Genomic DNA, 22,337 nt, shown 5'->3' with positions numbered 1-22,337 from the left:
AAAAGGTTGATGAAAAGTTGTTGCATCCTATATCTCGGGGATGGATGCCCTGCAAGGCAACCAGATTCAGTGCTGCACCCGCAGCGAGGTATGCAAAAAACGCAAGGGTGTTATGCAAATAGAGGGTGTCCGAATCGACTAAGATAGGTCATAACGAGCGTCACGCCGAAAAAGACAAGAGCAAGAATAAAAGAAAGGACGACGAATGAAAGACTTCGTTGACGGCACAGCCTTTAATAACGAACAAGGCAACCGTGCACGTAAACTGTTTGCAGCCGTGGTGTTGGCAGCGCTTGATGACGCCATCGCAGATGACAAGAAATATGGCAATGGTCCAGAGCAGATTGCCCGCTGGGCGCGTTCGCGCGATGGGCGCGAAGTGCTGAGCTGTGCCGGGATTGACCCCAACGAGCGGGTTGTCACCGGACTGATGGATTTTGTTGGCAAAGGTGTGCGCACCTCGGTCGCGCTGAGCCGCGAAGAATCCGAGCGTCGTAACGCCGCACAACAGGCCGAAGCGGCCTGATAAAACCAAACTCTGCTGTTTCCGAAAACGCGCCCCTCTGCCGGGCGCGTTTTCTTTTGTAGAGGAAGGACCGTCTGGCCTAACTGTCCACGAAGAAAAACAGCCACTGACGCACAATCCAAAGCTCGGCCAACAGCAACGTGCCGGCCAGTACCGCAGCCCACAGTGGCACGCGGCGGAGCCACAGCATCACGGCCGCCACCAGCGCCACGCCCGCCTCGACCGGGGCGACCCACCCTGCCCCTTTTGTGCGGTCCCAGTAGCTGATCGGGCTTTCAAACACCCATGCGGACACCGGCCAAAAGTGGGGCCGCCCGTCATCGTGGTGCAGTGGAAAGTCGAGCAGCAGATGCAGCACCGCAGCCCCCGTCAGGGCAACGGCCCAAGGCACCTGTCGCCATAAGGCAAGACCCAGAAGTGCCCCCCACAGCAAAAATGAGTTGTCGATCGCAAAGACTGTTTGCCACGCATCTGAAAAGTACAGTTCGTTGAACACGCGCGCAGGCGGGATCGACAGGACAAACAGAGAGGTCCCCGCCATCACATAAAGCGAAAGATCAGGCAGCAACGCACCGATGAAGGCCGCAAGAATGATCCGCGATTGTGCGGGTCGGCCAAACGCCGCCGCGCCAATCAGCAAATGTGCAGGTGTGTTCAACGCAATGACGCGGGCAAAGAGCCGTGCTCACAGCCCGCCGAATGGATCATTCGAGGTCTTGAGCCGCCAGAGCACGGTGGATTTCACGCCGCACCAGTTTGCGAACATTCCGGGTGATCCGTTCTCCCAGCGCGCCCTGCAACTCTTCGCGCACGATATCGCTGATCAGTTCGCGCAAGGCCTCTTCGTCCAGCACGTCATCCTCTGAACCAAAAAGGGCTGCACGCGTCGCGTCTGCTGCGTCGTCCTGCTGGGTGTCCGCCTGTGCGACGTTGCCCTCGTCTTGTTGGTGGCCTTCGGTCTGGGCGGCATCAATCACATCGGGCTGAGGCTGCTTGGTGGCGACATCTTCCAGAGCGTCATGGGTCGTCTGCGCTTCAATATCCGCATCTGAATGCTGTTCTGCGTGTTCGACAGGCCCCGGATCAGACTGATCAGCAAGATCGACCTCAAGATCAACATCTTCCCATTCCATCGCTGGCGGTTCGGTGCCAGCATAAGCGTCCGTTCCCGGGTCATCCGGTTCGAACTGATCACGACGCGCTCCAACCAGTGTTTCAAGCGCCGCGATCTTTTCGCTTAGGCTTTTTTCAGCGGGTTCGACGGCTTCAACAGCCTGATCAGTTTCATTTTCTGGCGGCACGTATGTATCGCCCGCTACGTCATCCTCATCAGAAAGCTCAGCGGTAAGAGCCCCCTCGGACGCGTCTTCTTCTTCGACCTCATCAGCAACATCCAGTGTCGCCGGATCGTCCAACGTATCGGCCCAGTCTTCTGGCACAATAGAGGCGTCGAAGGCATCCTCGGACTGCATCGCCTCTTCGGGGTCAGGCGCAGTGCCATCGTCAAATTCGCCCACTCGGTTGGACAAGACCATTGGGTCGCTCGGCTCTGCCTCGTTCAGCGGCTTTGCAACGGTAGACGCATCTACTGCGGTGAGATTTGCAGACAGCTTTGCCACGACAGCATTCTCATCCGCTGGCACAAACCCTGTCTTGCGCACGTTCACGCGGTCAGCTGAAGTCCGTTCTGAGCGGAACGCGGTTTCGGCGAATGTAGACAAGGTATCATCGTCCTCCTCCTCTACATCCTCTGCGAACGCCGCGTCTTCGAACTCGGCCTCTTCCTCATCCTCATACTCAACCTCATCGGCGTTGTCCTGTTCGGGCACACGCAGCGAAGGGGTCAGGACCAGACGGTCACTTGGCGGTTGTTGGACGGTCGCGGAACCGGGACGCCCGTGGTCAGACACCAGACGGCGAATAGACGCCAAGACGTCCTCCACATCGGTGTTGGTCATCGGATCAGACATTTTTTTTACCACTCTTAGCCTCACTTCGCAGTCTACCCCGCGCATGAGAGTCGCACAACACCGTGGTGAAAACCTTAATCAGTTGGCTTCAATGCTCTCAGCACCTTATCAAGCTGCTGCCCTTGTTTTGAACGGTTGGTGGGCGCGTTCTTGACCAGATTATAATATGCCACCGGGTCATATATCTGCACCGGCAGGCCCAGCCGCTGTGCTGTTAACAAGCCCATCGATTCGAGAACCTGATAGGACGCGACATATTGATCGACTTGGGCAGAAATCCGGGTTGTACGGGCATCCAAAAGGTCTTGTTCGGCGTCCAGCACGTCCAGAGTGGTACGTGCACCCAAGGTTGCTTCTTCTCGCACACCCTCAAAGGCCACCTGAGAGGCCCGGACTTCTTCTTCGGAGGCAATAATGCTCGATCGCGCGGCAACCAGATTGGAAATCGCGATCACAACATCCTGTTGCACATTGTGCCGCACCGTATGGAGGTTTCCGCGCGACGCATCCCGCACCGCAATTGTCCGACGTTCCACCGCACTCAATTCGCCACCCTGATAAATCGGGCCGGACACGTTCACGCCAACGGTGCCAATTTGTGAATCGCCATTACCGGAGCTCAGGTCCTCGTCGAACCCAAGCGTGCCCCGCAGGTTGACCGTCGGCAATTTGGCGGCCACGGCGGCTGTAATGAGCAACTCATTGGCTGCAATCTGACGGCGCGCCTGTTCCATCTCTGGATGCGTACGCACGGCAACACCTTGGGCGCTCGGCACATCCGTTGTGGTTTGTGGCAGCTGCGGAATTGCGGTCAGGCGTCCCGGCTGTCGCCCGGTCGCATTGGCATACTCGGCCTGTGCTTGGACCAGATCACGCTGAGCACCGGCCAGAGCGCTGCGCGCGCTTGCCACGGCCGCTTCGGCCAAGGCCACATCCGTTCGCGTCACCTCGCCCACTTCAAACCTGTCTTCAGCGGCGCGCTGTTCCTCTTGCAGAAGGCGCAGGTTGTTCTGCCGCAATGAGACGAATTCCTGCTGGCGGAATACATTGAAAAAGGCAACAGCCGCACGCAACAGCACGTTCTGCTCGATCGTCAGCAATGTCGCCCGTGTCGCCAGCACAGTTTCCTTGCTCGCTTCGATCCGCGCGGAATCGGCGCCGCCGTCAAAAAGCTGTAGCGTCAAATCCAAACCAACCGCAGCGGTCGTCGACCCGGCATCTCGCTGTATTCCACCCGAAGCGAAAGACGTTGAATCGCCAAACTGTCGCGTGATATCCGCCGACCAGCCGATGATGGGGCGCAACGTCGAAGTCGCAATCGCCACATCTTCGTCCGCTGCCCGCAAAAGGGCGCGGTTTTGGTCAAGCAATCCGCTGTGGCCATAGGCCCCCACAAGAGCATCAGCCAAAGTGTCCGCCTGCGCAGCGGGAGCGGCAAGGCCTGCAATCACTGCGAACGCTGTGGTGCTGCGGCGCCAGATCCGGCTCTTATGCGTCTTGCTCATGTTGTCTGTCCCCTGCTGCCCGTTGGTCTGTGCCATGTTCGCTCGCACTCAGAACTCAAACGCCACCTGTTTTTCAAAACCGGCCAAAACCGGGGCGGCGGCATTGAACGACCGTCGCCAATTCATGCGACCATCAAGCTTGTAGCCAATGCGCACCTCGCCCAACGCCCCGTCCATGAACAGACAGGCAATCCGGCCACCGTCTTTGAGTTGGTCAATGATCTGGTCTGGCACTTCGCTGACACCACCCTGAACCAGGATCACATCGTAGGGCCCATGCTCGGCCGCGCCCTCGCTCAGCGGGCCAGCCTGTACGATGACATTGTCCATGCCAGCGGACATTAGACCTTCTTCTGCGTCGCGGGCCATATCGGCATCTTCTTCCAGAGCGACAACCGCCACAGCCATGTGGGCGATCACCGCAGCGGAATACCCATAGGCTGCCCCGATATCGAGGACGAGTTCATCCTGACCGATATCCAAGGCATCAAGCATTTTGGCCAAAGTGCGCGGCTCAAGCAGCACGCGCCCGTCCCCGAGGCCGAGGTTTTCACCCATATAGGCGGCCTCACGCTTTTGAGACGGAACAAAGTCTTCGCGTTGGACCGATAGCATAGCGTCGATGATGGGGAATTTCGTCACATCCGATGGGCGGACCTGGGTATCGACCATCATTGTACGGCGGGCGGAAAAGTCTGTCATTGCAGCTAAACTCGTTCGTTCAGAATCCTCAAACCAGATGTGCCACATCCCGCGCCCATGAGCAACGCACGAGCGCAGCCGTTCTCACCATTGTTGCGCACTCGCACTTGCGCGTGATTGGGAGATCGGCTATCGCATCGCTCGCACCATAGGAAGGCGAGTTGGCGGAGTGGTGACGCAGCGGATTGCAAATCCGTGTACACCGGTTCGATTCCGGTACTCGCCTCCAATAAAATCAATAAGCTACGTGATTTTTGGGCCCCATTTGATTGTAAAATGGCCACTTGCTGGAAGCACCCACGACCGATCTTCTGGATTTCTACTCTTTACTAAGCTGCTGCCACACAACCATTTTTATGGTCATGACGATGATCATGATGTTCATCGTCGGGATGATCATGGTCGGCATGATGACCATCATGATCTTGACTTGTACGGCGAAAAGCCGTACATAAGCTTCCAGAGAGAAAGGAACCAACCGATGTTTGCGATGATTGATCCCGTCGATAAGGGCGAACGCATGACTGCGCGCAAGGAAATTCGTATGCGCCCAAGCGACGAAAACCGGATAAAAGCTGCAGCCGCAACCGTCGGCTTGAACGAAGCTGACTTCATTCGTCAGGCGGCTCTCCAACAAGTAGGCGAAGTGGAACGCCGTTCAACGATGTCGGTTTTGCCTTTAGAAGCTTTCGAAGCATTCAGGAGCGCCGTTTCTAAGCCGGGCAAAGTTATCCCGGGTTTGGCCAAAGCTGCCGCTCAAGCGGAGAGCATCCTGAAGGATGCTTGAAGCACAAGCTGATGTGGCTGAACTGAAAATCTCACAATTCGACAAAGCGCTGCATGACCGCAGCGCTTTTTCATGTGGCTTCGAACCAATCGATAAATTTCTCAAAGAGGCTCTGACTGATCATATCAAGTCGGGATACCTCACCGCGTTCATGGCAACAGACGAGGGGCAGAAGGAGATAGTCGGTTTCTATACCCTCAATGCGTTTGCAGTGAGTCCCGATCACATCGAAACTCCCAAACGACCGCGCCCTCCGCCTACTATCCCCGCGACCTACATAAAAGCCGTAGCAGTACATGAAGACTGGCAAGGCAAGGGAATTGGGCGGGCTCTGATGGTTCACGCTCTACGACAAGCGATGGAGATTTCCGAAAAAGTCGGGTCCATGGCCATTGTTTTAGACGTCTTGCGAGATAAGGCCTTTGAACGCCGTTTCGCGTTCTATGAGGGGCTAGGGTTTCAACCAATGAACGATCCGGAAAACATTGATCGTGTATATATCAGCATGAACGATATACGCGCGACGTTCAGCGCCTAATGCACAATGCGTTTTACATTCAGCAATTAACCGACTGATTTTCTACGGGCATCTCGCGGATCATTTTCCAAAAAAATTCAATGGAATCAGAGAAATTCTTAGGATTGCAAATCCGTGTACACCGGTTCGATTCCGGTACTCGCCTCCAATAAAATCAATGACTTGCGTCATCCTGCTTCTCCTTCACTGCCATTTTTGAAACAACCGTTGAAACTTTCACGTTTCGGTCTTGCTTCGTTCCATTTGATTTCTTGCCTCTTGAGCGCGCTTCGCGAGCTCTCTTTGCCGGATCGGCCCACCGTACTTTTTTAGCATCTCAACGCCTGAGTGACCTGTGACAGCCTTGACCATCTCGTCATCACATCCTGCCAGATACAGCTCGATCGTCGCGTTTTTCCTCAGCCCGTGCGTTTTGTAGTAGCTCGCCTTCTCGTGCTTCATCTTCCTTTTGATGGTACGCATTTCCTCGGCAACGATACGGTAGCTCACTGGTCGACCCTTCGCGTCGGTCACAACAGTGCCGTCTGTTCGCGCGATGCCTTCGAGATGGGTTTTCAGTCGGTCGGTAAGCGGGATCCACAACGGCTTGTCGGTTTTACCCTGCGTAAAATCGAAACCATCATCTGAAAAGTGCTCCCACTTCATCTTCACGACATCGCCAATGCGTTGGCCTGTACCAACGCAAAGCTCGTAAACCAGCCGCGCCCTCTTTGAAGCCAGCGCTTCGAACTCGGCACGAACATCGTCTGGCCAAGGCTCCCAGCCGTCGCTCTGCTGCTTAAAGAGCGGGATGCCCTTCGCCGGGTTGCCATGCTCTTTCTTGATAAAGCCAATCAATCGCGCGTGGTTCATCAAGACGACCATGACCTGAACGAGATAGTTGGCTTGCCTCCAATGATCCGCATTGGCGCGGTGCAGTTCGTAAATGTGATGGGTTTCGATCCTGGCCGGGTCTTTCTCGGCCCAGATCTCACGAATGTGGCTGATGTACCGCCGATAGTCGGATCTCGTCCGGGGCTTCAGCTTCTTGTAGGCGTCACTCTCGTAGTAGCTGAGAATCAGCGCTTCAAAATTGCGCCTCACCGGCGCAGGCGCTGGCTTTCCCTTCAGCAGTCGATTGTAGTGATCCCAGAATTCCGGCCAGCATCATACAGGCAGCCCTGTTATGGCACTTCGCCATAATTGATTCAATATTATAATATTGCATCAACTGCCTGTATTCCGTTTGGAGCAGCCATCGGCTGCGACCGCCGGGCGAAGCCCGGCCACATGCGCAAGGCATGGCGCCACTAGTCGTGGTTCCACGCCTCAGCATCGCCAAGCAATTGCAGCGCTATTGCGCGGGCCGCGCCTTCGGCGCTGGTATAAGTTTGATGATCGGGCAGTTCGTGCAAATCAAAGGGCTGTTGCGAGTCGCCCGGCGTCTCGACCCGGACATAGATCGCCCACCCATCGACAAGTGCCGGATCATCATAATGCTCCTGCCCGCCATCGGGCAGATTGCAGAAACCATGGAGATGCACGCTGGCGCGGCCCTCTCGGGCCGCTTGTTTGACTTCGGAGAAGTTCATGATGAAGCCTCCGTGCAATCTGCCATGAAGAACTCTTCCGGCAGCCCATTCAGACCGGTACCGTCACGGTTGGTCAAACCGATAGCTGACCCGTTCCGCGCGAATGTGATGAGGTACTGCCCGAGACAATCGCGCGTCACTACATAACCCCTGTTTACCCAATGAACGCAGTTGCCCGCGTCCACTGCTGTTTTGATCTCCGCCAACGTCACTGCAACACCTCCTCAAGGATTGCGAGCGCCCCCAGACAATCGTCGATATAGGGCTGCTCTTCGCCTTCCAGATCGTTGAGTTCCAGCCGGTTCAACACCGCGTAGAGCGTGGCGCGCGCTTCGCGGGCGGCGCTCCGAAGGCTCACGGTATCTTCCAGACGCGCAGTCGAGAAATCATCGCTGTGATGGTCCGGGGTCATGCTGCCACCTCCTTGCTCTGACCTGCTGCGTGCAAAACAAAGTCGGCAGCTTTCTGCGCCTCCGACGCCGCGCGAAAAATCGCCCGTTTGTCCTCTTTGAGAGCCTTCAACCACCCTTCAACATAGGCGGCGCTTTGATCGAATTCCGGCGCAACGCCAATCTGAGCACCAAGGAAACAAGCGCCGATTTCTGCCACCAGCTCTTCAAAGGCATAGGCCTCACGGTTGGCAAATTTCTTGATCCGCTCCAGCCGCTTTTCGCTGCCGGTCCAATGGATCATCTCATGGGCCAAAGTCGCATAGTAACCCGCTGTATTGTGAAACGTGGCAATCGGCGGCATGTGGATGTGGTCTTTGGCGGGGCTGTAATAGGCGCGCGCGTCATCGCTTGTGACAATCTCCGCCCCTGTCCGGCTGAAAAATGCATCAAGCTCCGGATCTTCGGCCGTCCCAAGGTCGCGCGGGGCCTCAGGCCGAATGTAGTAATCCTCCGGCAAACCCTCGATCTGATCCGCATTAAACACACGATAGGCGCGCGCATAGGGCAGCTCTTCCTCGATGCCCAGCTCGTTCTCTCGGGTGAACGTCCCGTATTTGACCACCGTCGACGACGTTTCACCTTTGCGGACCTGCCCCCCCAGTTCCTGCCCCTGTTTGTAGGTCATCCAGCGGCTGGACAAATAACCATGCTTGGCGGCCATGACCCAGAGCATCAGGATATTAATCCCGCGATACTCCTCCCCGTTGTGTCGGGTCGGCAGGGCAATGCCGGACGCGCTCCCAGTCCACGGCTTGCGCCATGGCGGCGTGCCTGCCTCGATTTCTGCAATAATGGTGTCGGTAACATGGGCATAAACATCAAACTTCGGTGCCATTTGTGGCCTCCTCAATCAAAGTGACGCGGGATAGGCTTCGCGCCCCTTTCCGCCGATGGGCTGCGCCTCGGCCACCTGATCTGACCGAATACGCATGTATTCGGCGGAACAGAGTGGGAGAGGGCAAAGCCCGACCCATGGCCCTGAACGGGGCTGTCAATCGGCCACATTTGCGAAGAAAATGTCTGCGCCAAAATCAGACGCCAATTTGCCCCGCGAGGAATGGCTCGCTCGCGAGACAGGGGAAATAGGTGGCTGATTTTGGGGATGGACTAAGGTTGACCGCCACGGTCAGGGATGTTGGGCGGACCAAACAAAAGGAATGATGTCTGGATCGGGGTGAGCGGGCCAAAGGCCCGTTGAGCCCCTGTTCAGTCGATTGGAATTTGTTGCCCGCGCACCAAAGCGCGGGCTCGTCTCCATGTTCGGGAATAAATTTTTTTTCAGACCGCCGGAAAGGAGGAGCCTTTCATGCTGAACCACCTGAAGCCGACATTGAAACTTCTTCGAAATCAATTATTTCGTTGCGCTGCCGCATGTCCGGTTCGAGCCCATATTGACCAATGCTGCAACTTGTATGAATGGCTGCTTCGCTTGGCGAAGACGGAAAGTTCGGTTTCGCAAAAGTTAGAAGAAAAGCGGCGATGCCAAAACTGACACCGCCGTTTTTTGCTCGCATTGCTACATCTAGTTCGTGATGATTTCTGGCCCCATGAACGTATTTGGCAGTATGGTCGAAATCCACGGCACATAGGTCACCAGGATCAAGAAAACAAAGAGCACCGCGAGGAATGGTAGTGCCGCACGCACTACGCTCATCATTGGCATACCGGCGACACCGGAGGTAACAAAGAGGTTCAGTCCAACCGGAGGTGTAATCATACCGATCTCCATATTGACGACCATGATGATGCCGAGATGGATCGGATCAATGCCAAGCTCGATCGCGATTGGGAACACCAGTGGCGCTACGATCACCAGCAGTCCCGACGGTTCCATGAACTGGCCGCCGATCAACAGGATGATGTTGACGACTATCAAGAACATAACCGGCCCGAAGCCCGCAGAAAGCATCGCATTGGCGATATGTTGTGGGATTTGTTCGTCTGTTAGAACGTGCTTCAAGATAAGCGCGTTTGCGATCACGAACAGCAACGTGACTGTCAGCTTGCCGGCATCGAACAAAGTGCGTTGTGTATCTGGATGGAAAAACGCGGTCACGATGGCCCATGGGCGGCTCCGCAACGGAATGCTGCCGGGGGTTTCGTTCACCGCTGCAGCGGAAAGACTACGTGGCTGTCTATCTGCGAGTGGCCCCATATCCTTGTAGACGAACGTCGCGATGAAGAACGCATAGACTGCGGCGACTGCGGCCGCTTCGGTTGGGGTAAAAATGCCCCCGTAGATGCCGCCAAGGATGATGACGATCAGGAAAAGTCCCCAGCCCGCCTCACGGCCAGAGGCAACGATTTCGCCCCAACCCTGCCACTCACCCTTGGGCAAATTCTTAATTCTTGCGATGACATAAATGGTCGTCATCAGCATGAAACCGGCTAGCAATCCGGGGATGACCCCAGCCAGAAACATACGACCGACTGAAACCTCAACCGACGCAGCATAGACCACCATCACGATGGACGGTGGGATCAAGATACCCAATGTCCCTGCTGTACAGATGACGCCTGCGGCAAAGTCTTTGGTATACCCGACCTGTCGCATACCTCCGATCACGATGGTTCCGATTGCCACAACAGTCGCAGGCGAAGATCCTGAAAGAGCCGCAAACAGCATACAGGCGAAAACGCCAGCAATTGCCAGCCCACCGGGCAGGTGCCCGACACAGGCAATTGAGAACCGAATGATCCGTTGGGCAACGCCGCCTGTCGTCATGAAGGAAGACGCTAATATAAAGAACGGGATAGCGAGCAGGGTATAGTGCCCCTCAAACGCGCTGAATAGGGTTTGTGCCACTGATGCCAGTGAGCTGTCTGAATAGACCAACAGAAAAAGAACCGATGACATGCCAAGCGAAATGGCAATCGGAACACCGATCAGCATGAGGCCGATGACCATTGAAAAGAGAAGTGCGACTTCCATTAGCTTTCTCCCTGCCTCTGTTCGCGGATTTCTTGAATTTCGTCTTCAACCTCGTGGCTGGCCACAACGCGGTCGGTTTTGCCAGACCAAAGCGCCCAGCCAGCTTGGACAAAGCGCAAAAGTAACAGCGCCATTGATAATGGCAGAACAACGTAGGGCAGCAGGCGGGGGATTTTTTCGTAGCTTTGGCCGTCGTTGAACACGGTTTCCATCCAGCCCAAAACAGCGGGATGCGGGATGTCATTGACCTCGTACCATCCCTTGCCGCGGAAGCTCTCCTCAAACCCAAGCGGGAACCAGCGCCCATCGGTGCCAGGAAGGTTCGCGAAGTTGGCCCAGTAGTCCCATGCGCCTTTCAACATTAGAAAGCTAAAAGCGATACAGACGGCAACCGCAGCCAGCCCCATCATGCGACGTGGTTTTGGTGTCAGTGCATTGATGACGATGTCGACGCCCAAATGCGCGCCTTTCTTGACCGCATAGGATGCACCGAGTAGAACGAGCCAACCGAACAAAAAGACGGTCAGCTCCAACGCCCAAAGAATATTCTGATTGAAGCCGTATCGCATGACGACATTGGCGAATGTGATTAATGTCATCACGCCAAGGATGCCCGCAATTAGGGTCTCTTCTATCCGATCAATGAACGATCTCGTGTGATCCATGTCGGACCTCCCTTTGCGTGCCGAGGGCAGATCAACCGCCCTCGGCTACTTCTGATTTAGGTGCCGCCGTTGAACGACTGTGCCGCGTCGATCATGTCTTGGCCGACGTCGTCAGAGAATTGCTCCCAAACCGGTTTCATCGCATTGACCCACGCCAAACGTTCTTCTGCTGTGAGGGTGCGCACCTCGCCACCGGCATCGATGATGGCCTGACGATTGGCCTGGTTCACCGCAAAGGACTCTGCGTTTCGAAGCTCTGTGACTTCATCCAAGATCGTCAAGAATTGGTCACGGACATCGGCATCCAAGCCTTCAAGCCAATCGACATTCGTCACGACCAAATAGTCGATAACACCGTGGTTGGTTTCGGTAATGCCATCCTGAACCTCGAAGAACTTTTTGCCATAGATGTTGGACCAAACGTTCTCTTGGCCGTCGACAACGCCTTGTTGAAGTGCGCCATAGACCTCTGAGAAGGCCATCTTTTGCGGCGCGCCACCGATCGCTTCCATCTGCGCGACAAGAACGTCGGATGACATCACGCGGAACTTGAGCCCGTCAGCGTCTGCTGGTGACATTAAAGGAACATTGGCGGACATTTGCTTCATGCCATTGTGCCAGAAGGTCAGACCCTGAAGACCTCGGTTCTGCATGCTGTCTAGCAGTGCCTGCCCAGCCTCAGATGCTTGAAACGCATCAACAGCCTCGATGTCTTCAAACATGAAAGGCAGGTCGAAAATACGGAATTGCTTGGTGAATTTTTCAAACTTTGACAGCGACGGTGCGGCGAGTTGAACGTCACCCTGCAGTAGCGCCTCTAGCACCTTGTTGTCATCATAAAGGGTGGAGTTCGGAAAAACCTCCATACAGGCTGTTCCGTCCATCTCGGTGTTGACGCGCTCGGCCAGCAAAGTGGCCGCGATGCCCTTGGGGTGCTTGTCTGTGTTCGTGACGTGGCTGAACTTGATGACGATCTCGCCTTCGTCGCAAGCCGCGAAAGCTGACGAAGCACTTGTCGCCAATGTCAGGGATAGTGCAGTGGTTAGCAGAAATTTCATGGTATCCTCCTCTGATCCGGTTCGCGGCACCATGCGATGCTGCAAATGTCGTTAAAGACTATCGAGGTTTCACATGAGGATTAGTCGGCATTACTGATCAGATTTGCCGATTAAACCTTTTGATTTAATCTGAGATAGTGGATAAAAATTCATGTCCTCAGGGGGATCGAAATGTTCAAGGACTTCGTGGAAGAGCGTATCGTAGGCGATGGTGCGACCCTGTTCCTCCGCCGCGCAGGACCTGTCGGTGCGCCGCCGCTTGTTCTATTGCATGGGTATCCGCAGACGTCCGCCATGTGGCACGGTGTGGCCCCCATTCTGGCCCGTACGTTTCAGGTTATTTGCCCTGATCTGCGCGGCTACGGTCGGTCTGACAAGCCAGCGTCCGATGCAGCACACGCGCCTTATGCAAAGCGGGCTATGGCGAACGACATCGTCGCTGTCATGCGGCGCTTGGGCCACGAGCGGTTTCTTGTTGGTGCCCATGATCGCGGTGCGCGGGTCGCGCATCGGTTGGGTCTGGACCATCCTGACCGCGTCTCAGCCATGGCATTGCTCGACATCGCTCCGACCCGTGAAATGTATGCCGGGACAAGCGCCGGATTCGCACAGGCATACTGGCACTGGTTCTTTCTGACACAGCCTAGCCCGCTACCTGAACGCATGATCGGTGCAGATCCTGAAGGGTTCTGGAAACTGAAATGCTTCAATCAGGCACGCGGCGATAATCCGTTTTCACCTGAAGCTTTGGCAGAATACCTAAGTGCCTTCGCAGACCCCGACGCTATTCATGCAAGCTGTGAAGACTATCGGGCCGCCGCCACGATCGACATCGCACATGATGATGCGGATCAGGGCCGCAAACTTCGCATGCCCGTTTTGACCCTTTGGGCGAAACGTGGCGTGATTGAGACGTGCTTTGACGCGCTTGCCCTATGGCGACAGCGGGCTGAAAGGGTTGAGGGCGAAGCGCTCGACACCACACATTACATGGCCGAAGAAATCCCGGATGACATAGCTGCGCGCATGTCGGATTTCTTTGCCCGCAACCCAATTCACGCAAAGGCAACCGCATGAGCCGGACACTTTATGACAAACTGGTCGACGCCCATAAGGTGTGCGATCTGCCAGATGGCGACATGCTGATCTATGTCGATTTCCACATCATGAATGAATACACCAGCCCGCAAGCCTTCTCGGGGCTCGACGCAAAGGGCTTGGACGTTTGGCGGACCGAGGCGCATCTTGCCGTGGTCGATCATGTGAACGCAACCCGCAGCAATGAACCGCATGATAAGGCTTCCAAGCTCCTAATCGACAATCTGGAATCCAATTGCACCAAGCACGACATCGCTTTTTATGGTCTGGGCGACCCGCGACAGGGCATTGAACACGTCGTGGTTCCCGAACAGGGGTTGGTCATACCCGGCATGTTAATTGCCTGCGGTGACAGCCACACGACAACCTATGGCGCATACGGCGCGCTGGGGTTTGGCATCGGCACCTCGGAAGTGGAACATGTTCTGGCAACCCAAACGCTACGCTACAAACGTATGAAAACGATGCGTGTTTTGATCGACGGCGAAACCGCACCCGGCGTGACGGCGAAAGACATCATCATGAAAGTCGTGCAAGTCGTGGGCGCTGGCGGGGCCAATGGATTTGCGGTGGAGTTTGCAGGTTCCGCCGTTCGCCACCTCGACATGGCCGGACGCATGACCGTTTGCAATATGGCGGTTGAGTTAGGCGCGCGTGCGGCTTTGATCGCAGCGGATGAGGTCACCGAAGCGGCATTGCAAGGCCACTCTCATAGCGGTCGGTTTGCGTTCTACGGGGAGAGTTGGCACAGCGACCCCGAGGCCGTCTTTGACAATGAGGTCGCAATAGCAGGGGGCGATATCGAACCGCTGGTCACATGGGGCACCAGCCCGGATCAATCGGTGCCGATCACTGCACATGTGCCGGTCGCGTCCGACTATGTCTCGCCGAAAGCCAAGGCCGCTTTGGCGCGGTCGTTGAATTACATGGGGCTAACCGAGGGGCAGTCAGCCCAGTCGATCGCAATCGACACGGCCTTTATCGGTTCTTGCACCAACAGCCGGATTGAAGACCTGCGCGAGGCGGCCAAGATACTCGAAGGTAGGAAGGTCGCGGTGGGCGTCGAAGCCATCGTCGTGCCCGGCTCTGCCATGACACGGATCAAAGCCGAAGCCGAAGGCCTGCGCGCGATCTTTGAGGCTGCAGGTTTTGAATGGCGACCCGAGGCGGGCTGTTCCATGTGCCTTGCAATGAACGACGACATCGCCATGGATGGTGAACGCGTCGCATCATCCACCAACCGAAATTTCGAAGGCCGACAGGGTCGCGGCGCACGCACGCACCTTATGTCACCTGCAATGGTCGCGGCGGCTTCTGTCGCGGGGCATCTGGCAGATGTGCGAAATTTCAAATGAAAGACCAACAGATGAAAAAGATGATCAAAGGGATCGCAGCACCTTTGCCGCTGGCCAATGTCGATACTGATGTGATCATGCCCAAGCGGTTTCTGATCACGATCACCCGCGAAGGATTGGCGGATGGCACATTCGCCGATTTGCGCTTTGACAATGCTGGGGGTCCTCGCCCAGACTTTATCTTGAACAAAGCACCTTGGACGCAGGCCAATATTTTGGTTGTCGGCGACAATTTCGGCTGTGGGTCCAGTCGCGAACATGCTGTCTGGGGTATGCGCCAACTTGGGATTGATGCCTGCATCGGCACAAGTTTCGCCGGTATTTTCTACGACAATGCCCGCAAAAACGGTTTGGCATTGCCGATTGTCTCGCCGGAGACGCGGGACTTGCTTTTGCAGGCCGCAGGCAACGGTGCCGAGATAACAATCGACCTTAGTGGCCGCACGATCACAGCTGGTGACATTCGCGCGCCATTCGAGATGGACGCCGCGACACAAACAGCGCTGATCCGAGGTCGCGATGATACGCTAGACTCGTTAGAACATGCAGGTGCGATCCGAGACTATGAGGCGGGATTGAAAAGCCAGATGCGGGTCAGCGTCATCAAATAGACCAATAAGGGAACACAGATTGGATATCAGACAGCTGGAATGCTTCGTCGCCGTGGCGGAAGAACTTCACTTCCGGCGAGCAGGCGAACGTTTGGGGCTAAGCCAATCGGCTCTTTCTGAACGGGTCTCTGCGTTGGAACATGAACTTGGTGCGCGACTGTTTTTCAGAACGACACGGCAGGTCAGCCTGACCCAAGCTGGGTCAGAGTTCGTCCAGGATGCCAAAAGGATACTTGCCGATATCGAAAGGGCGGTCTCAAATGTTCGCCACACCGCCGAGTCTGACCTACGCCACATCCGTGTGAGCGGGGTAGATGAGGCGATTTCGATGCTGCTGCCCAAAGCTCTGCTAGCTTTTCGCAGGACGGACCCGAAGGTTCACGTGCAGGTACTGGAAACCTCATCTTCTGAACAACATTCGCAAGAGTTGATTGGCCATCGCACCGATGTGGCCTTTGTCAGAACGCCGCAGCAAGACGATTTCATCACCAGTGAACTGCTTCACCGGCAGCCGGTTTTGGTGGTTCTTGCGGATACAAACCCTCTTTCAAGCTCTGTGTCTCTATCGGCGTCCGATATCGTCGACCAACCGATCGTGGGCTACCCCAAACACGCACGCCCAATCTTGCACGAAGCATTATGGAGCGGCTTTCGCCGAATAGGCGCGCAGCCCAACATTGTCTGTGAGATTATTGATAAGTCCACAATGTTGCAGTTTGTAGCTCAGGGCCTCGGAATCGCATTGGCACCTGCTTGGGTCCGGAATATCGCCCCCTTAGGTGTTTCCTTCGTCCCATTTGAGCCATGTGAAAACCTCATTGACCTATACGTTGCATTTCGCAAATCGGGAAATTCAGACACCGTCAAAAGATTCGTCGATGCAGTTAGAAAAACCACGGTCTAAGGGTCCGAGACCGTGATTTTCCTCGATGGTATGGTACCGCTGTTCAATGCAGCACTTAACAAACGCGCGGCCGCCAAACTCTGGAAGCAGCCGTTAACAAAGAAAGCGTCAAAGTCTGGAATGTCCGCAGAGCACCAGTTCCGCCAACTATCGATTATGCACTTGCAGCGAAGGTCCGGTCTGAGGAGTTGCACCGATGCGACATCGGATACTTGTTGAAGTCCAATTGGCAGCGATTCACACTCAGCTTCGGTTTTTCCAGGGCGGGAAACCCGCCCCGGCGCACCGGTCACTCGGCAACCGGATCGTCATCGCGGCGTGGGAAGGCGACCATTTCGACGTCGGGGAACATGCTGTGTTTGACGTTGATCGACGTGATGTTGCCGAGGTCGTCGGTGTTGACGAAGAGCACGCCACAGCGGTCCCAGAAGTTCTTGCCGTCTTTTTCACCGGATTTGACGTTCAGTTTCAGAGTTTGAGTAGCCATTTTTTGATCCTCACTTTGAGTGTTTCGATGAACATGACCAAAGCTGGCACCAAAGGGCTGTCAGCGAGAAACTTGCTTCGCGAGGAATGCGCTGGCGCAGGGGAATTTTCTTGTTGAAGCGGGGCTTGCACCGCGTCTGACACGGCTGCCCGCTTATGTTCAGCAATTAGAAACCCGGCGGTGAGGATCTGCTTATGGCTACGGCGACCTGACCTGGTTTCGTTTGACCGGAAAAGACGCGTCTTCGCACCAGCCAAGCGCGACCAGTTTCAGTTCAACAGGTGCAACCTAGCCTTCAGCGCGCCGTCGATTGAAGCAAGCAACGGCTCTGGGAAACCTTCTGGAAGCTGGTTGAACGTGGCCTCAACGATCGCGTGCGAGGTCTCCTGCAGCTCTTCAAACAGGCCCTGCACGACTGCGCGGGATAAGCCGGATTGAACTCCGGTCTCCACGATGTGCCGACCAACGATATTCGAAACCTTGTAGTGGTTTGAGTTGCCTAAATTCATGGCCAGTTTGAAGTACTTTCGCTCGATCTGTCGCGCATCGACAGTCGGCTGCACCGTCAAAACGTCGTATAGCGGTGTCATGCGAAAGCGACCGCCGGGTAAGAGGCTGACGCTGAAGTTCTTACCATGTCCGTCTGTCGCGCCCAACAACCAGAACAGGACATTCGCTTTGAAAAAATCGTACCGGTCTTTGTTGGGGTCATCACTTCCCAATAATAGATCCATGATATCTGAGATTCCTGGGCCGCCCTCATTCTGATACTTTTGTGTGGGCACAATGGATAGTGCTTGACAGCAGTCCTCCTGCGGCAGACGGATCAAGCGCCCATCAGACGTCCAGCGCCGATCAAAACGCTCAACGACCAAGGCTTTCTTTTCGCCAAACTGCGCCATTTCGACATTCGCAGCCCGAAGCCCAAACGCTTCCATCAGCTTGAGGCACAGGTATTCGTTTTCAACGCTGTCGGACAGGTCCATACCGTTGGGCAGCCTGCCGATTTGCGGCTTGATGATGTGCGTGGTTGGCGTCGTGCCGGTTGGCTCAATCCACTGGCCGTCTTTACGAAGCAGAGCCGTTTTTTCCTGCGCTCCAGCGACAGAAATTCGGAAGTCATTCTCGCGGCGGATACCCAGTGGTGCTAAATCGAGGTCGCTCAAAATGGCCCCGATCTGCGCCTCGTCGACAAGTTCTCCAGTCAACTCGGACATTGGCTGAGGCTCTTGCCCGTCGGGCAGAAACTGCAGCGCACCAATGCAGTCCCGCCCAATTTGGGACAGCAAGCTAAAGGCATCGACGCCCTCGGCCCCGACGCGTTCTGCGACCCTCCGGCGAATGAGGTCACTGTCGGGCAACAGGTTGTCAAAGACGGCCATCACAGGTGCGCCGCTGTAGCGGTTCTCCTGCAATGGCAACGATAGCGACACCGGCATCCGGTGCTCCCATTCGAGCCAGTCACGTGCATAGGCAAAACTGACGCCGCCCGACGGCTCACGCACCAATTGACCCACGAGCCGCGAGTTCAGGAAAACGTTCAGCGGTGTGTAGCTGCGCTTGCGGCCCATGTCAGAAGATGTCCTCTAGCCCGTCTGGTGTGCCTTTGCTGCGCTCGGTCACCGTAATTTCGAGCTCCAAGGCCGCGATCAAATCGAATACTGTTTCCAGCTTGGTTCCGCCGCTGCCGTTCTCGATCTTGGAAATTGTCTCTTGCCAAACACCGCTCATCGAGGCGAGTTCCTTCTGGGTAAGGTTCTTTGCCTTCCGAGCCTGGCGAATTGCGTGGCCCAAGTTTTTTGATGTACGAACGAGGTGCTTCATGGCGGTTCTCCTGTCACCGCATATGACCCCTGGATCATAAATTGTCAATATGACCCTCAAATCATAATCGCGCAATATGACCTAAACACCATAAAGATCGGCAGCATTGTTAGCTGTATCCCAGACTTCGCCAATGCTCTCACACCTGCAGCCCCGCAGCGCGGACCTGTTCGGGCGTCACCAGTTTTGACGCGATCAAATCCTCGATCTGCCGGTTAGTGATGTGGCGGCAGAGGGGATGGCGCTCATGAATCCACTCGGCAAGGCTGGCACGACCTTTGGCTTCGGCCTCTCGCGCCTTCTCGCGGTCGGCCTGTATCTGGGCGAGCCCCTTCTCCCACCGGCGCATCTTGAACCAATTGTCCGAAAAACAGACCTTGCTGCGCGTATAGCCCTCGCTTTCTTTCGCATAGGCTTTGACCGCCTGCAGCAGGTCATCGGGCTTCACACCTGCTTTCACAGCCGCAGCGATCAGGCGCAGACTGGTTCGCCGGTCTCGAATCCTGCCCTCAGGATAGGCCGCCAAGATCTTCTCAGATTCAAGATCTTCAAACTCCTCCTCCGCCGCCTCGCGCCTGCGCGTAGGTGGTTTATGGATGGTTTTAGGATGGTTTGGGGTCCACCGTGAACCCCGTACCCCGTTCACCGTGGACCCCGTACCGGGTTCATGCTGGACGGGGTTCACAGTGACCCCCGTCTCAATATCGGGCTCGGCCGTGGGTTCGAGCGCGGCCACGCGCTCCAGAACAATGCGGTAAATGACGGTGTAGCCGTTCTTGCAGTGCCGCCGCCCTGTCTCGATCAGGATGCCTTCGCGCAGAAAGTCGATGATGGTGCGCTTCACCGTGCTCTCGCTGAGCTCTGTGTGGCGCTGGATCGTCCCCTTGGAACACCAGATGCCCGAGCCATCATCGCTCGCCTTGTCGGCCAGGAACATGATGATCTGCTTGCGCGCGGCGCTGCCAAAGCGGCGCTCGGCGCATTCATTTGCGATGCGCCAGCTCATTGGACCACCTCGCCAGTCAGAGGCCACGAAAAAGCCGACTGAGCGTTTGCGAAGAGACACTGGCCCATGCTAATGTTCGGTGAAAGCTGACAGGCTTTTTCTATTTGGCCCCGGTTCACAGTTGCCGCTGTGACGGGGCCTTTACCGTTCTGAACCGGCGAAATTGGCTTTGAAACTTTCGCTTTTTGTTCACTTTTTGTCAGGGGGTGTTTTGCACCCCTAAGCCGTTGTTTTTGCAGTCTCTCCTTCTGGATTGCAAATCCGTGTACACCGGTTCGATTCCGGTACCCGCCTCCAATGTGCGATTAAGCAGTCCAACCCTCGCCGTGGAACAAAACTCCACTACTGTCGGGCATGGAGGTATGTCTTTCTTTTTTCTGACACAGGTCTTGCGACCCGGGATCATTGATCGACAGATACTTCCTGGTACTTCTAACTCAGCCAATTATCGTAGTCACTGACCAACAAACGATTGGGGTCAGTGTCTTCTTCGATGTTCGAAAAACGGCCGATAGGCTGACGGAAAATGTTGTCCGTCTCGTCATCATTCACCGTCGAGACTTCGCCGATCAGGACGTCCCCGCCTTCCCCCCAGAACGCATGCCAATCTCCGGGCATCAGCGTGATACTTTCTCCCGGCGCCAGCGGGAGTTTTTCGCCCGGACCATACTCCTTGCGGATACCATCGCACCACACGGTGCCGCCGCGATTTTCGGCGAAATTGCCCGCATCGTCAGAGCCAAACAGCTCGATGATCAACGTCGCTCCACCGCGATTGATGATATCTTCGGCCTTGATCACATGCGTATGCATCGGGCTCAGCTGATCCTGTTTCGAGATCAGCAGCTTTTCGGCATAACACATGCCCCCGCCTCTTTGCAGATCCGCCAGACGGCCGTTGCGCAATGTGAACAGGAACAAGCCCATCTCGTCATAGCGCCCTGCCCCATAATCGGTCACGTCCCAGCCACAGCGCGACGAAATGACATGCGCCGCGTCATCCTTTTTCGCGACAAAGGCGTCCGGCGTCCAATTGGCAAAGGGCGGCAGCACAAAGCCGAACGACCGGATCATGTCTTCGCCTTCGTCCAGCAGGTCGTTGATCCGTGATCTTTTCATGTACTCAATCCTGAAGTTGCGAGATTTTGATCACCATTGCTGAGGTCAGCATGAAAAGTCCAGCAGCGGAAAGTTCCTTTTGATGGGATCACCGGAAGGGCGCGCGCTGACGGATTTTGATCGCAGGCAGCGCCGCTTGCTTTCAAACCGGATACACCAGCCGAAACCCGTGGTGCGACGTCGAGCTGTCTGCGGACGTTCCGCTCCGCGCCGCGATCCTGTAGCGATAACAATAGGATGCGTGGCACAAGAACGACCCCCCCTTGCTTAACTTGTAACCAGATTTGCCCGCGTGCACGGCCTGCACTGACCGCTTCAGTGACTTTACCTTGAAGGGCAGCGACGTCCATTCCCAGACGTTCCCGACCATGTTGTAAAGCCCATAGCCATTGGGCGAAAAAGAGCGTGCGGGGGCCGTGCCCACATGTCCATCAAGGCCCAGATCGCTGTGCGGAAACTGCCCCTGCCAGATGTTGCAGGGGAAATGTGCGACATCGTCCGGATCGCCTTCCCCCCATGGATAGGGCACATCACCCAGTCCACCACGTGCAGCGTGCTCCCATTCGACTTCCGTCGGCAGCCGCCCGCCCGCCCATGCGGCAAAGGCCTTGGCGTCATTCCAAGTGATGTGGACAACGGGATGGTCGGGATCGCAGGCCGCCTCTGATCCCGGGCCATTTGGGCACCGCCAATAGGCACCTTTGATCACGCGCCACCATGGCACTTCGGCCACCGCTTGGCTGGGCGGTGCGTCATCGGGGAGGAAGTTGATAAACACGAATGAATCGCCGATCCGTTCAGCCTCGGTCTTATACCCCGTTGCCTCAACAAACGCGGCAAAGCGGGCATTGGTAACGGTTGTGACATCCATCCTGAACGGCTTGACCTTTTTGCGCTGCAACGGCCCCTCGCCATCTGCAGGCAAGTGTGGTGCGTTCGTACCCACAAGGGCAATGCCACCGGGAATATCCGCTGTTTCGGGGGTGGCCAGCGCATTCGTCGCAATCATCGGTGCCGCAGGTATGTCGACGCCATCACCCGACGCCCGCGCGGGCAAGCAACAGCCCTTTGCTTTTGCAGATGGTGCGTTGTGCCGGGTCATTTCAAATACGCTTCGCTCTGCCTTGCCTTCGGGCGGCATGGTGGCCTGCGCATATCCCTGATTGCAAGAGGCGTTGATACAAACGCGGCCATGCACCCCGCCCCTTGCGCTTTGCTTTTTGTTTG

Annotated in this window: 25 protein-coding genes, 2 tRNA genes and 1 pseudogene; 9 read left to right on the top strand and 19 right to left on the bottom strand. The window is 56.0% G+C overall.

The features are described from left to right. The first annotated feature begins 205 nt into the window (after window positions 1–205). Window positions 206–526 carry a DUF6280 family protein gene (locus DHN60_RS15890; protein ID WP_008228933.1) on the top strand — a complete coding sequence of 107 codons (321 nt, stop codon included), beginning with the start codon at window positions 206–208 and terminating at the stop codon, window positions 524–526. 79 nt (window positions 527–605) lie between these two features. Here the strand turns inward: DHN60_RS15890 and DHN60_RS15885 are convergent, their stop codons facing one another. From DHN60_RS15885 to DHN60_RS15870, 4 genes are all read right to left on the bottom strand, one after another. Beyond that, a complete protein-coding gene (locus DHN60_RS15885; RefSeq protein ID WP_108838301.1) occupies window positions 606–1,184 on the bottom strand; it encodes a cobalamin biosynthesis protein CobQ in 579 nt (192 codons plus the stop codon). 46 nt (window positions 1,185–1,230) lie between these two features. After that, window positions 1,231–2,496: a hypothetical protein gene (locus tag DHN60_RS15880; RefSeq protein WP_108838300.1), complete on the bottom strand. Its 1,266-nt coding sequence runs from the start codon at window positions 2,494–2,496 to the stop codon at window positions 1,231–1,233. A 74-nt stretch (window positions 2,497–2,570) separates the two neighbouring features. Continuing rightward, a complete protein-coding gene (locus DHN60_RS15875) occupies window positions 2,571–4,001 on the bottom strand; it encodes a TolC family outer membrane protein (RefSeq protein ID WP_108838330.1) in 1,431 nt (476 codons plus the stop codon). A gap of 48 nt (window positions 4,002–4,049) precedes the next feature. After that, the gene (locus tag DHN60_RS15870) at window positions 4,050–4,703 is read right to left on the bottom strand and encodes a protein-L-isoaspartate O-methyltransferase (RefSeq protein ID WP_108838299.1); all 654 of its coding nucleotides are present in this window, start codon (window positions 4,701–4,703) and stop codon (window positions 4,050–4,052) included. A 155-nt stretch (window positions 4,704–4,858) separates the two neighbouring features. Between DHN60_RS15870 and DHN60_RS15865 the strand changes: the two genes are divergently transcribed. The 4 genes from DHN60_RS15865 to DHN60_RS22335 all read left to right on the top strand — a co-directional run bounded on the left by DHN60_RS15865 (window position 4,859) and on the right by DHN60_RS22335 (window position 6,176). Continuing rightward, window positions 4,859–4,932 (top strand) — tRNA-Cys (locus DHN60_RS15865). A gap of 252 nt (window positions 4,933–5,184) precedes the next feature. Continuing rightward, window positions 5,185–5,490 (top strand): DUF1778 domain-containing protein, encoded by a 306-nt coding sequence (locus DHN60_RS15860; RefSeq protein ID WP_108838298.1) that lies wholly within the window; start codon window positions 5,185–5,187, stop codon window positions 5,488–5,490. A gap of 13 nt (window positions 5,491–5,503) precedes the next feature. Further along, on the top strand, window positions 5,504–6,028 hold the full coding sequence (locus DHN60_RS15855; RefSeq protein ID WP_159089238.1) for a GNAT family N-acetyltransferase: 525 nt from the start codon (window positions 5,504–5,506) through the stop codon (window positions 6,026–6,028). A gap of 74 nt (window positions 6,029–6,102) precedes the next feature. Further along, window positions 6,103–6,176 (top strand) — tRNA-Cys (locus DHN60_RS22335). Between the two features lie 68 nt (window positions 6,177–6,244). On the opposite strand, the gene xerC is transcribed toward DHN60_RS22335, so the two are convergent. From xerC to DHN60_RS15810, 9 genes and pseudogenes are all read right to left on the bottom strand, one after another. Further along, entirely contained in the window at window positions 6,245–7,111 is an 867-nt protein-coding gene (gene xerC / locus DHN60_RS15850) for a tyrosine recombinase XerC (protein WP_234423663.1), read from the bottom strand. Between the two features lie 206 nt (window positions 7,112–7,317). Then, on the bottom strand, window positions 7,318–7,599 hold the full coding sequence (locus DHN60_RS15845) for a hypothetical protein (protein ID WP_108838295.1): 282 nt from the start codon (window positions 7,597–7,599) through the stop codon (window positions 7,318–7,320). Window positions 7,600–7,619: 20 nt separating this feature from the next. Further along, window positions 7,620–7,811: pseudogene (locus tag DHN60_RS22690) on the bottom strand (hypothetical protein); the annotation flags it as partial. Next, complete coding sequence (locus tag DHN60_RS15835; RefSeq protein ID WP_108838293.1) at window positions 7,808–8,011, bottom strand: hypothetical protein; 204 nt, start codon at window positions 8,009–8,011, stop codon at window positions 7,808–7,810. The pseudogene DHN60_RS22690 and the gene DHN60_RS15835, both read right to left, overlap by 4 nt. Further along, window positions 8,008–8,886, bottom strand: a complete 879-nt coding sequence (locus tag DHN60_RS15830) for an ArdC family protein (RefSeq protein WP_108838292.1) — start codon at window positions 8,884–8,886, stop codon at window positions 8,008–8,010. Before DHN60_RS15830 ends, DHN60_RS15835 begins: the two co-directional genes overlap by 4 nt. 469 nt (window positions 8,887–9,355) lie before the next feature. After that, the gene (locus DHN60_RS15825; protein ID WP_108838291.1) at window positions 9,356–9,565 is read right to left on the bottom strand and encodes a hypothetical protein; all 210 of its coding nucleotides are present in this window, start codon (window positions 9,563–9,565) and stop codon (window positions 9,356–9,358) included. A gap of 8 nt (window positions 9,566–9,573) precedes the next feature. After that, complete coding sequence (locus DHN60_RS15820; RefSeq protein WP_108816869.1) at window positions 9,574–10,983, bottom strand: TRAP transporter large permease; 1,410 nt, start codon at window positions 10,981–10,983, stop codon at window positions 9,574–9,576. After that, window positions 10,983–11,648, bottom strand: a complete 666-nt coding sequence (locus DHN60_RS15815; protein WP_108838290.1) for a TRAP transporter small permease — start codon at window positions 11,646–11,648, stop codon at window positions 10,983–10,985. The genes DHN60_RS15820 and DHN60_RS15815 overlap by 1 nt, the downstream gene beginning before the upstream one ends. 56 nt (window positions 11,649–11,704) lie before the next feature. Further along, a complete protein-coding gene (locus tag DHN60_RS15810; protein ID WP_108816905.1) occupies window positions 11,705–12,706 on the bottom strand; it encodes a DctP family TRAP transporter solute-binding subunit in 1,002 nt (333 codons plus the stop codon). Between the two features lie 171 nt (window positions 12,707–12,877). Here DHN60_RS15810 and DHN60_RS15805 point away from each other — a divergent pair, with 171 nt between their 5' ends. The 4 genes from DHN60_RS15805 to DHN60_RS15790 are packed head-to-tail and all read left to right on the top strand — an operon-like array spanning window position 12,878 to window position 16,674. Continuing rightward, window positions 12,878–13,783 (top strand): alpha/beta fold hydrolase, encoded by a 906-nt coding sequence (locus DHN60_RS15805; RefSeq protein ID WP_108838289.1) that lies wholly within the window; start codon window positions 12,878–12,880, stop codon window positions 13,781–13,783. Continuing rightward, window positions 13,780–15,159, top strand: coding sequence for a 3-isopropylmalate dehydratase large subunit (gene leuC, locus DHN60_RS15800; RefSeq protein ID WP_108838288.1), 1,380 nt, complete (start codon window positions 13,780–13,782; stop codon window positions 15,157–15,159). Before DHN60_RS15805 ends, leuC begins: the two co-directional genes overlap by 4 nt. Before the next feature lie 11 nt (window positions 15,160–15,170). Then, entirely contained in the window at window positions 15,171–15,770 is a 600-nt protein-coding gene (gene leuD / locus DHN60_RS15795; protein WP_234417196.1) for a 3-isopropylmalate dehydratase small subunit, read from the top strand. A 19-nt stretch (window positions 15,771–15,789) separates the two neighbouring features. Further along, a complete protein-coding gene (locus DHN60_RS15790) occupies window positions 15,790–16,674 on the top strand; it encodes a LysR family transcriptional regulator (protein WP_108816874.1) in 885 nt (294 codons plus the stop codon). Between the two features lie 289 nt (window positions 16,675–16,963). On the opposite strand, the gene DHN60_RS22330 is transcribed toward DHN60_RS15790, so the two are convergent. From DHN60_RS22330 to DHN60_RS15760, 6 genes are all read right to left on the bottom strand, one after another. Continuing rightward, entirely contained in the window at window positions 16,964–17,161 is a 198-nt protein-coding gene (locus DHN60_RS22330; protein ID WP_159089237.1) for a hypothetical protein, read from the bottom strand. Between the two features lie 269 nt (window positions 17,162–17,430). Further along, window positions 17,431–18,732: a type II toxin-antitoxin system HipA family toxin gene (locus DHN60_RS15780; protein WP_108838286.1), complete on the bottom strand. Its 1,302-nt coding sequence runs from the start codon at window positions 18,730–18,732 to the stop codon at window positions 17,431–17,433. A gap of 1 nt (window position 18,733) precedes the next feature. Continuing rightward, window positions 18,734–18,985, bottom strand: coding sequence for a helix-turn-helix transcriptional regulator (locus DHN60_RS15775; protein WP_108838285.1), 252 nt, complete (start codon window positions 18,983–18,985; stop codon window positions 18,734–18,736). A gap of 139 nt (window positions 18,986–19,124) precedes the next feature. Next, window positions 19,125–19,991 carry a hypothetical protein gene (locus DHN60_RS15770; protein WP_108838284.1) on the bottom strand — a complete coding sequence of 289 codons (867 nt, stop codon included), beginning with the start codon at window positions 19,989–19,991 and terminating at the stop codon, window positions 19,125–19,127. Between the two features lie 432 nt (window positions 19,992–20,423). Continuing rightward, window positions 20,424–21,110, bottom strand: a complete 687-nt coding sequence (locus tag DHN60_RS15765) for a D-lyxose/D-mannose family sugar isomerase (protein WP_108838283.1) — start codon at window positions 21,108–21,110, stop codon at window positions 20,424–20,426. A gap of 142 nt (window positions 21,111–21,252) precedes the next feature. Then, window positions 21,253–22,212: a formylglycine-generating enzyme family protein gene (locus tag DHN60_RS15760; protein WP_108838329.1), complete on the bottom strand. Its 960-nt coding sequence runs from the start codon at window positions 22,210–22,212 to the stop codon at window positions 21,253–21,255. Window positions 22,213–22,337 lie beyond the last annotated feature (125 nt).

The sequence above is a fragment of the Tateyamaria sp. Alg231-49 genome, from assembly GCF_900143535.1.
Lineage (GTDB): Bacteria > Pseudomonadota > Alphaproteobacteria > Rhodobacterales > Rhodobacteraceae > Tateyamaria.
Note: the sequence above shows the minus strand (reverse complement) of the source record. Positions and strands in the feature narration are given on the sequence as shown.

Bases quoted from the DNA above. Each gene is read 5' to 3' on its own strand.
- DHN60_RS15890 (WP_008228933.1), top strand. From the start codon at position 206: ATGAAAGACTTCGTTGACGGCACAGCCTTTAATAACGAACAAGGCAAC.
- DHN60_RS15880 (WP_108838300.1), bottom strand. From the start codon at position 2,496: ATGTCTGATCCGATGACCAACACCGATGTGGAGGACGTCTTGGCGTCT.
- DHN60_RS15875 (WP_108838330.1), bottom strand. From the start codon at position 4,001: ATGAGCAAGACGCATAAGAGCCGGATCTGGCGCCGCAGCACCACAGCG.
- DHN60_RS15870 (WP_108838299.1), bottom strand. From the start codon at position 4,703: ATGACAGACTTTTCCGCCCGCCGTACAATGATGGTCGATACCCAGGTC.
- DHN60_RS15860 (WP_108838298.1), top strand. From the start codon at position 5,185: ATGTTTGCGATGATTGATCCCGTCGATAAGGGCGAACGCATGACTGCG.
- DHN60_RS15845 (WP_108838295.1), bottom strand. From the start codon at position 7,599: ATGAACTTCTCCGAAGTCAAACAAGCGGCCCGAGAGGGCCGCGCCAGC.
- DHN60_RS15835 (WP_108838293.1), bottom strand. From the start codon at position 8,011: ATGACCCCGGACCATCACAGCGATGATTTCTCGACTGCGCGTCTGGAA.
- DHN60_RS15830 (WP_108838292.1), bottom strand. From the start codon at position 8,886: ATGGCACCGAAGTTTGATGTTTATGCCCATGTTACCGACACCATTATT.
- DHN60_RS15825 (WP_108838291.1), bottom strand. From the start codon at position 9,565: ATGCGAGCAAAAAACGGCGGTGTCAGTTTTGGCATCGCCGCTTTTCTT.
- DHN60_RS15820 (WP_108816869.1), bottom strand. From the start codon at position 10,983: ATGGAAGTCGCACTTCTCTTTTCAATGGTCATCGGCCTCATGCTGATC.
- DHN60_RS15815 (WP_108838290.1), bottom strand. From the start codon at position 11,648: ATGGATCACACGAGATCGTTCATTGATCGGATAGAAGAGACCCTAATT.
- DHN60_RS15810 (WP_108816905.1), bottom strand. From the start codon at position 12,706: ATGAAATTTCTGCTAACCACTGCACTATCCCTGACATTGGCGACAAGT.
- DHN60_RS15805 (WP_108838289.1), top strand. From the start codon at position 12,878: ATGTTCAAGGACTTCGTGGAAGAGCGTATCGTAGGCGATGGTGCGACC.
- leuC (WP_108838288.1), top strand. From the start codon at position 13,780: ATGAGCCGGACACTTTATGACAAACTGGTCGACGCCCATAAGGTGTGC.
- leuD (WP_234417196.1), top strand. From the start codon at position 15,171: ATGAAAAAGATGATCAAAGGGATCGCAGCACCTTTGCCGCTGGCCAAT.
- DHN60_RS22330 (WP_159089237.1), bottom strand. From the start codon at position 17,161: ATGGCTACTCAAACTCTGAAACTGAACGTCAAATCCGGTGAAAAAGAC.
- DHN60_RS15780 (WP_108838286.1), bottom strand. From the start codon at position 18,732: ATGGGCCGCAAGCGCAGCTACACACCGCTGAACGTTTTCCTGAACTCG.
- DHN60_RS15775 (WP_108838285.1), bottom strand. From the start codon at position 18,985: ATGAAGCACCTCGTTCGTACATCAAAAAACTTGGGCCACGCAATTCGC.
- DHN60_RS15770 (WP_108838284.1), bottom strand. From the start codon at position 19,991: ATGAGCTGGCGCATCGCAAATGAATGCGCCGAGCGCCGCTTTGGCAGC.
- DHN60_RS15765 (WP_108838283.1), bottom strand. From the start codon at position 21,110: ATGAAAAGATCACGGATCAACGACCTGCTGGACGAAGGCGAAGACATG.
- DHN60_RS15760 (WP_108838329.1), bottom strand. From the start codon at position 22,212: ATGACCCGGCACAACGCACCATCTGCAAAAGCAAAGGGCTGTTGCTTG.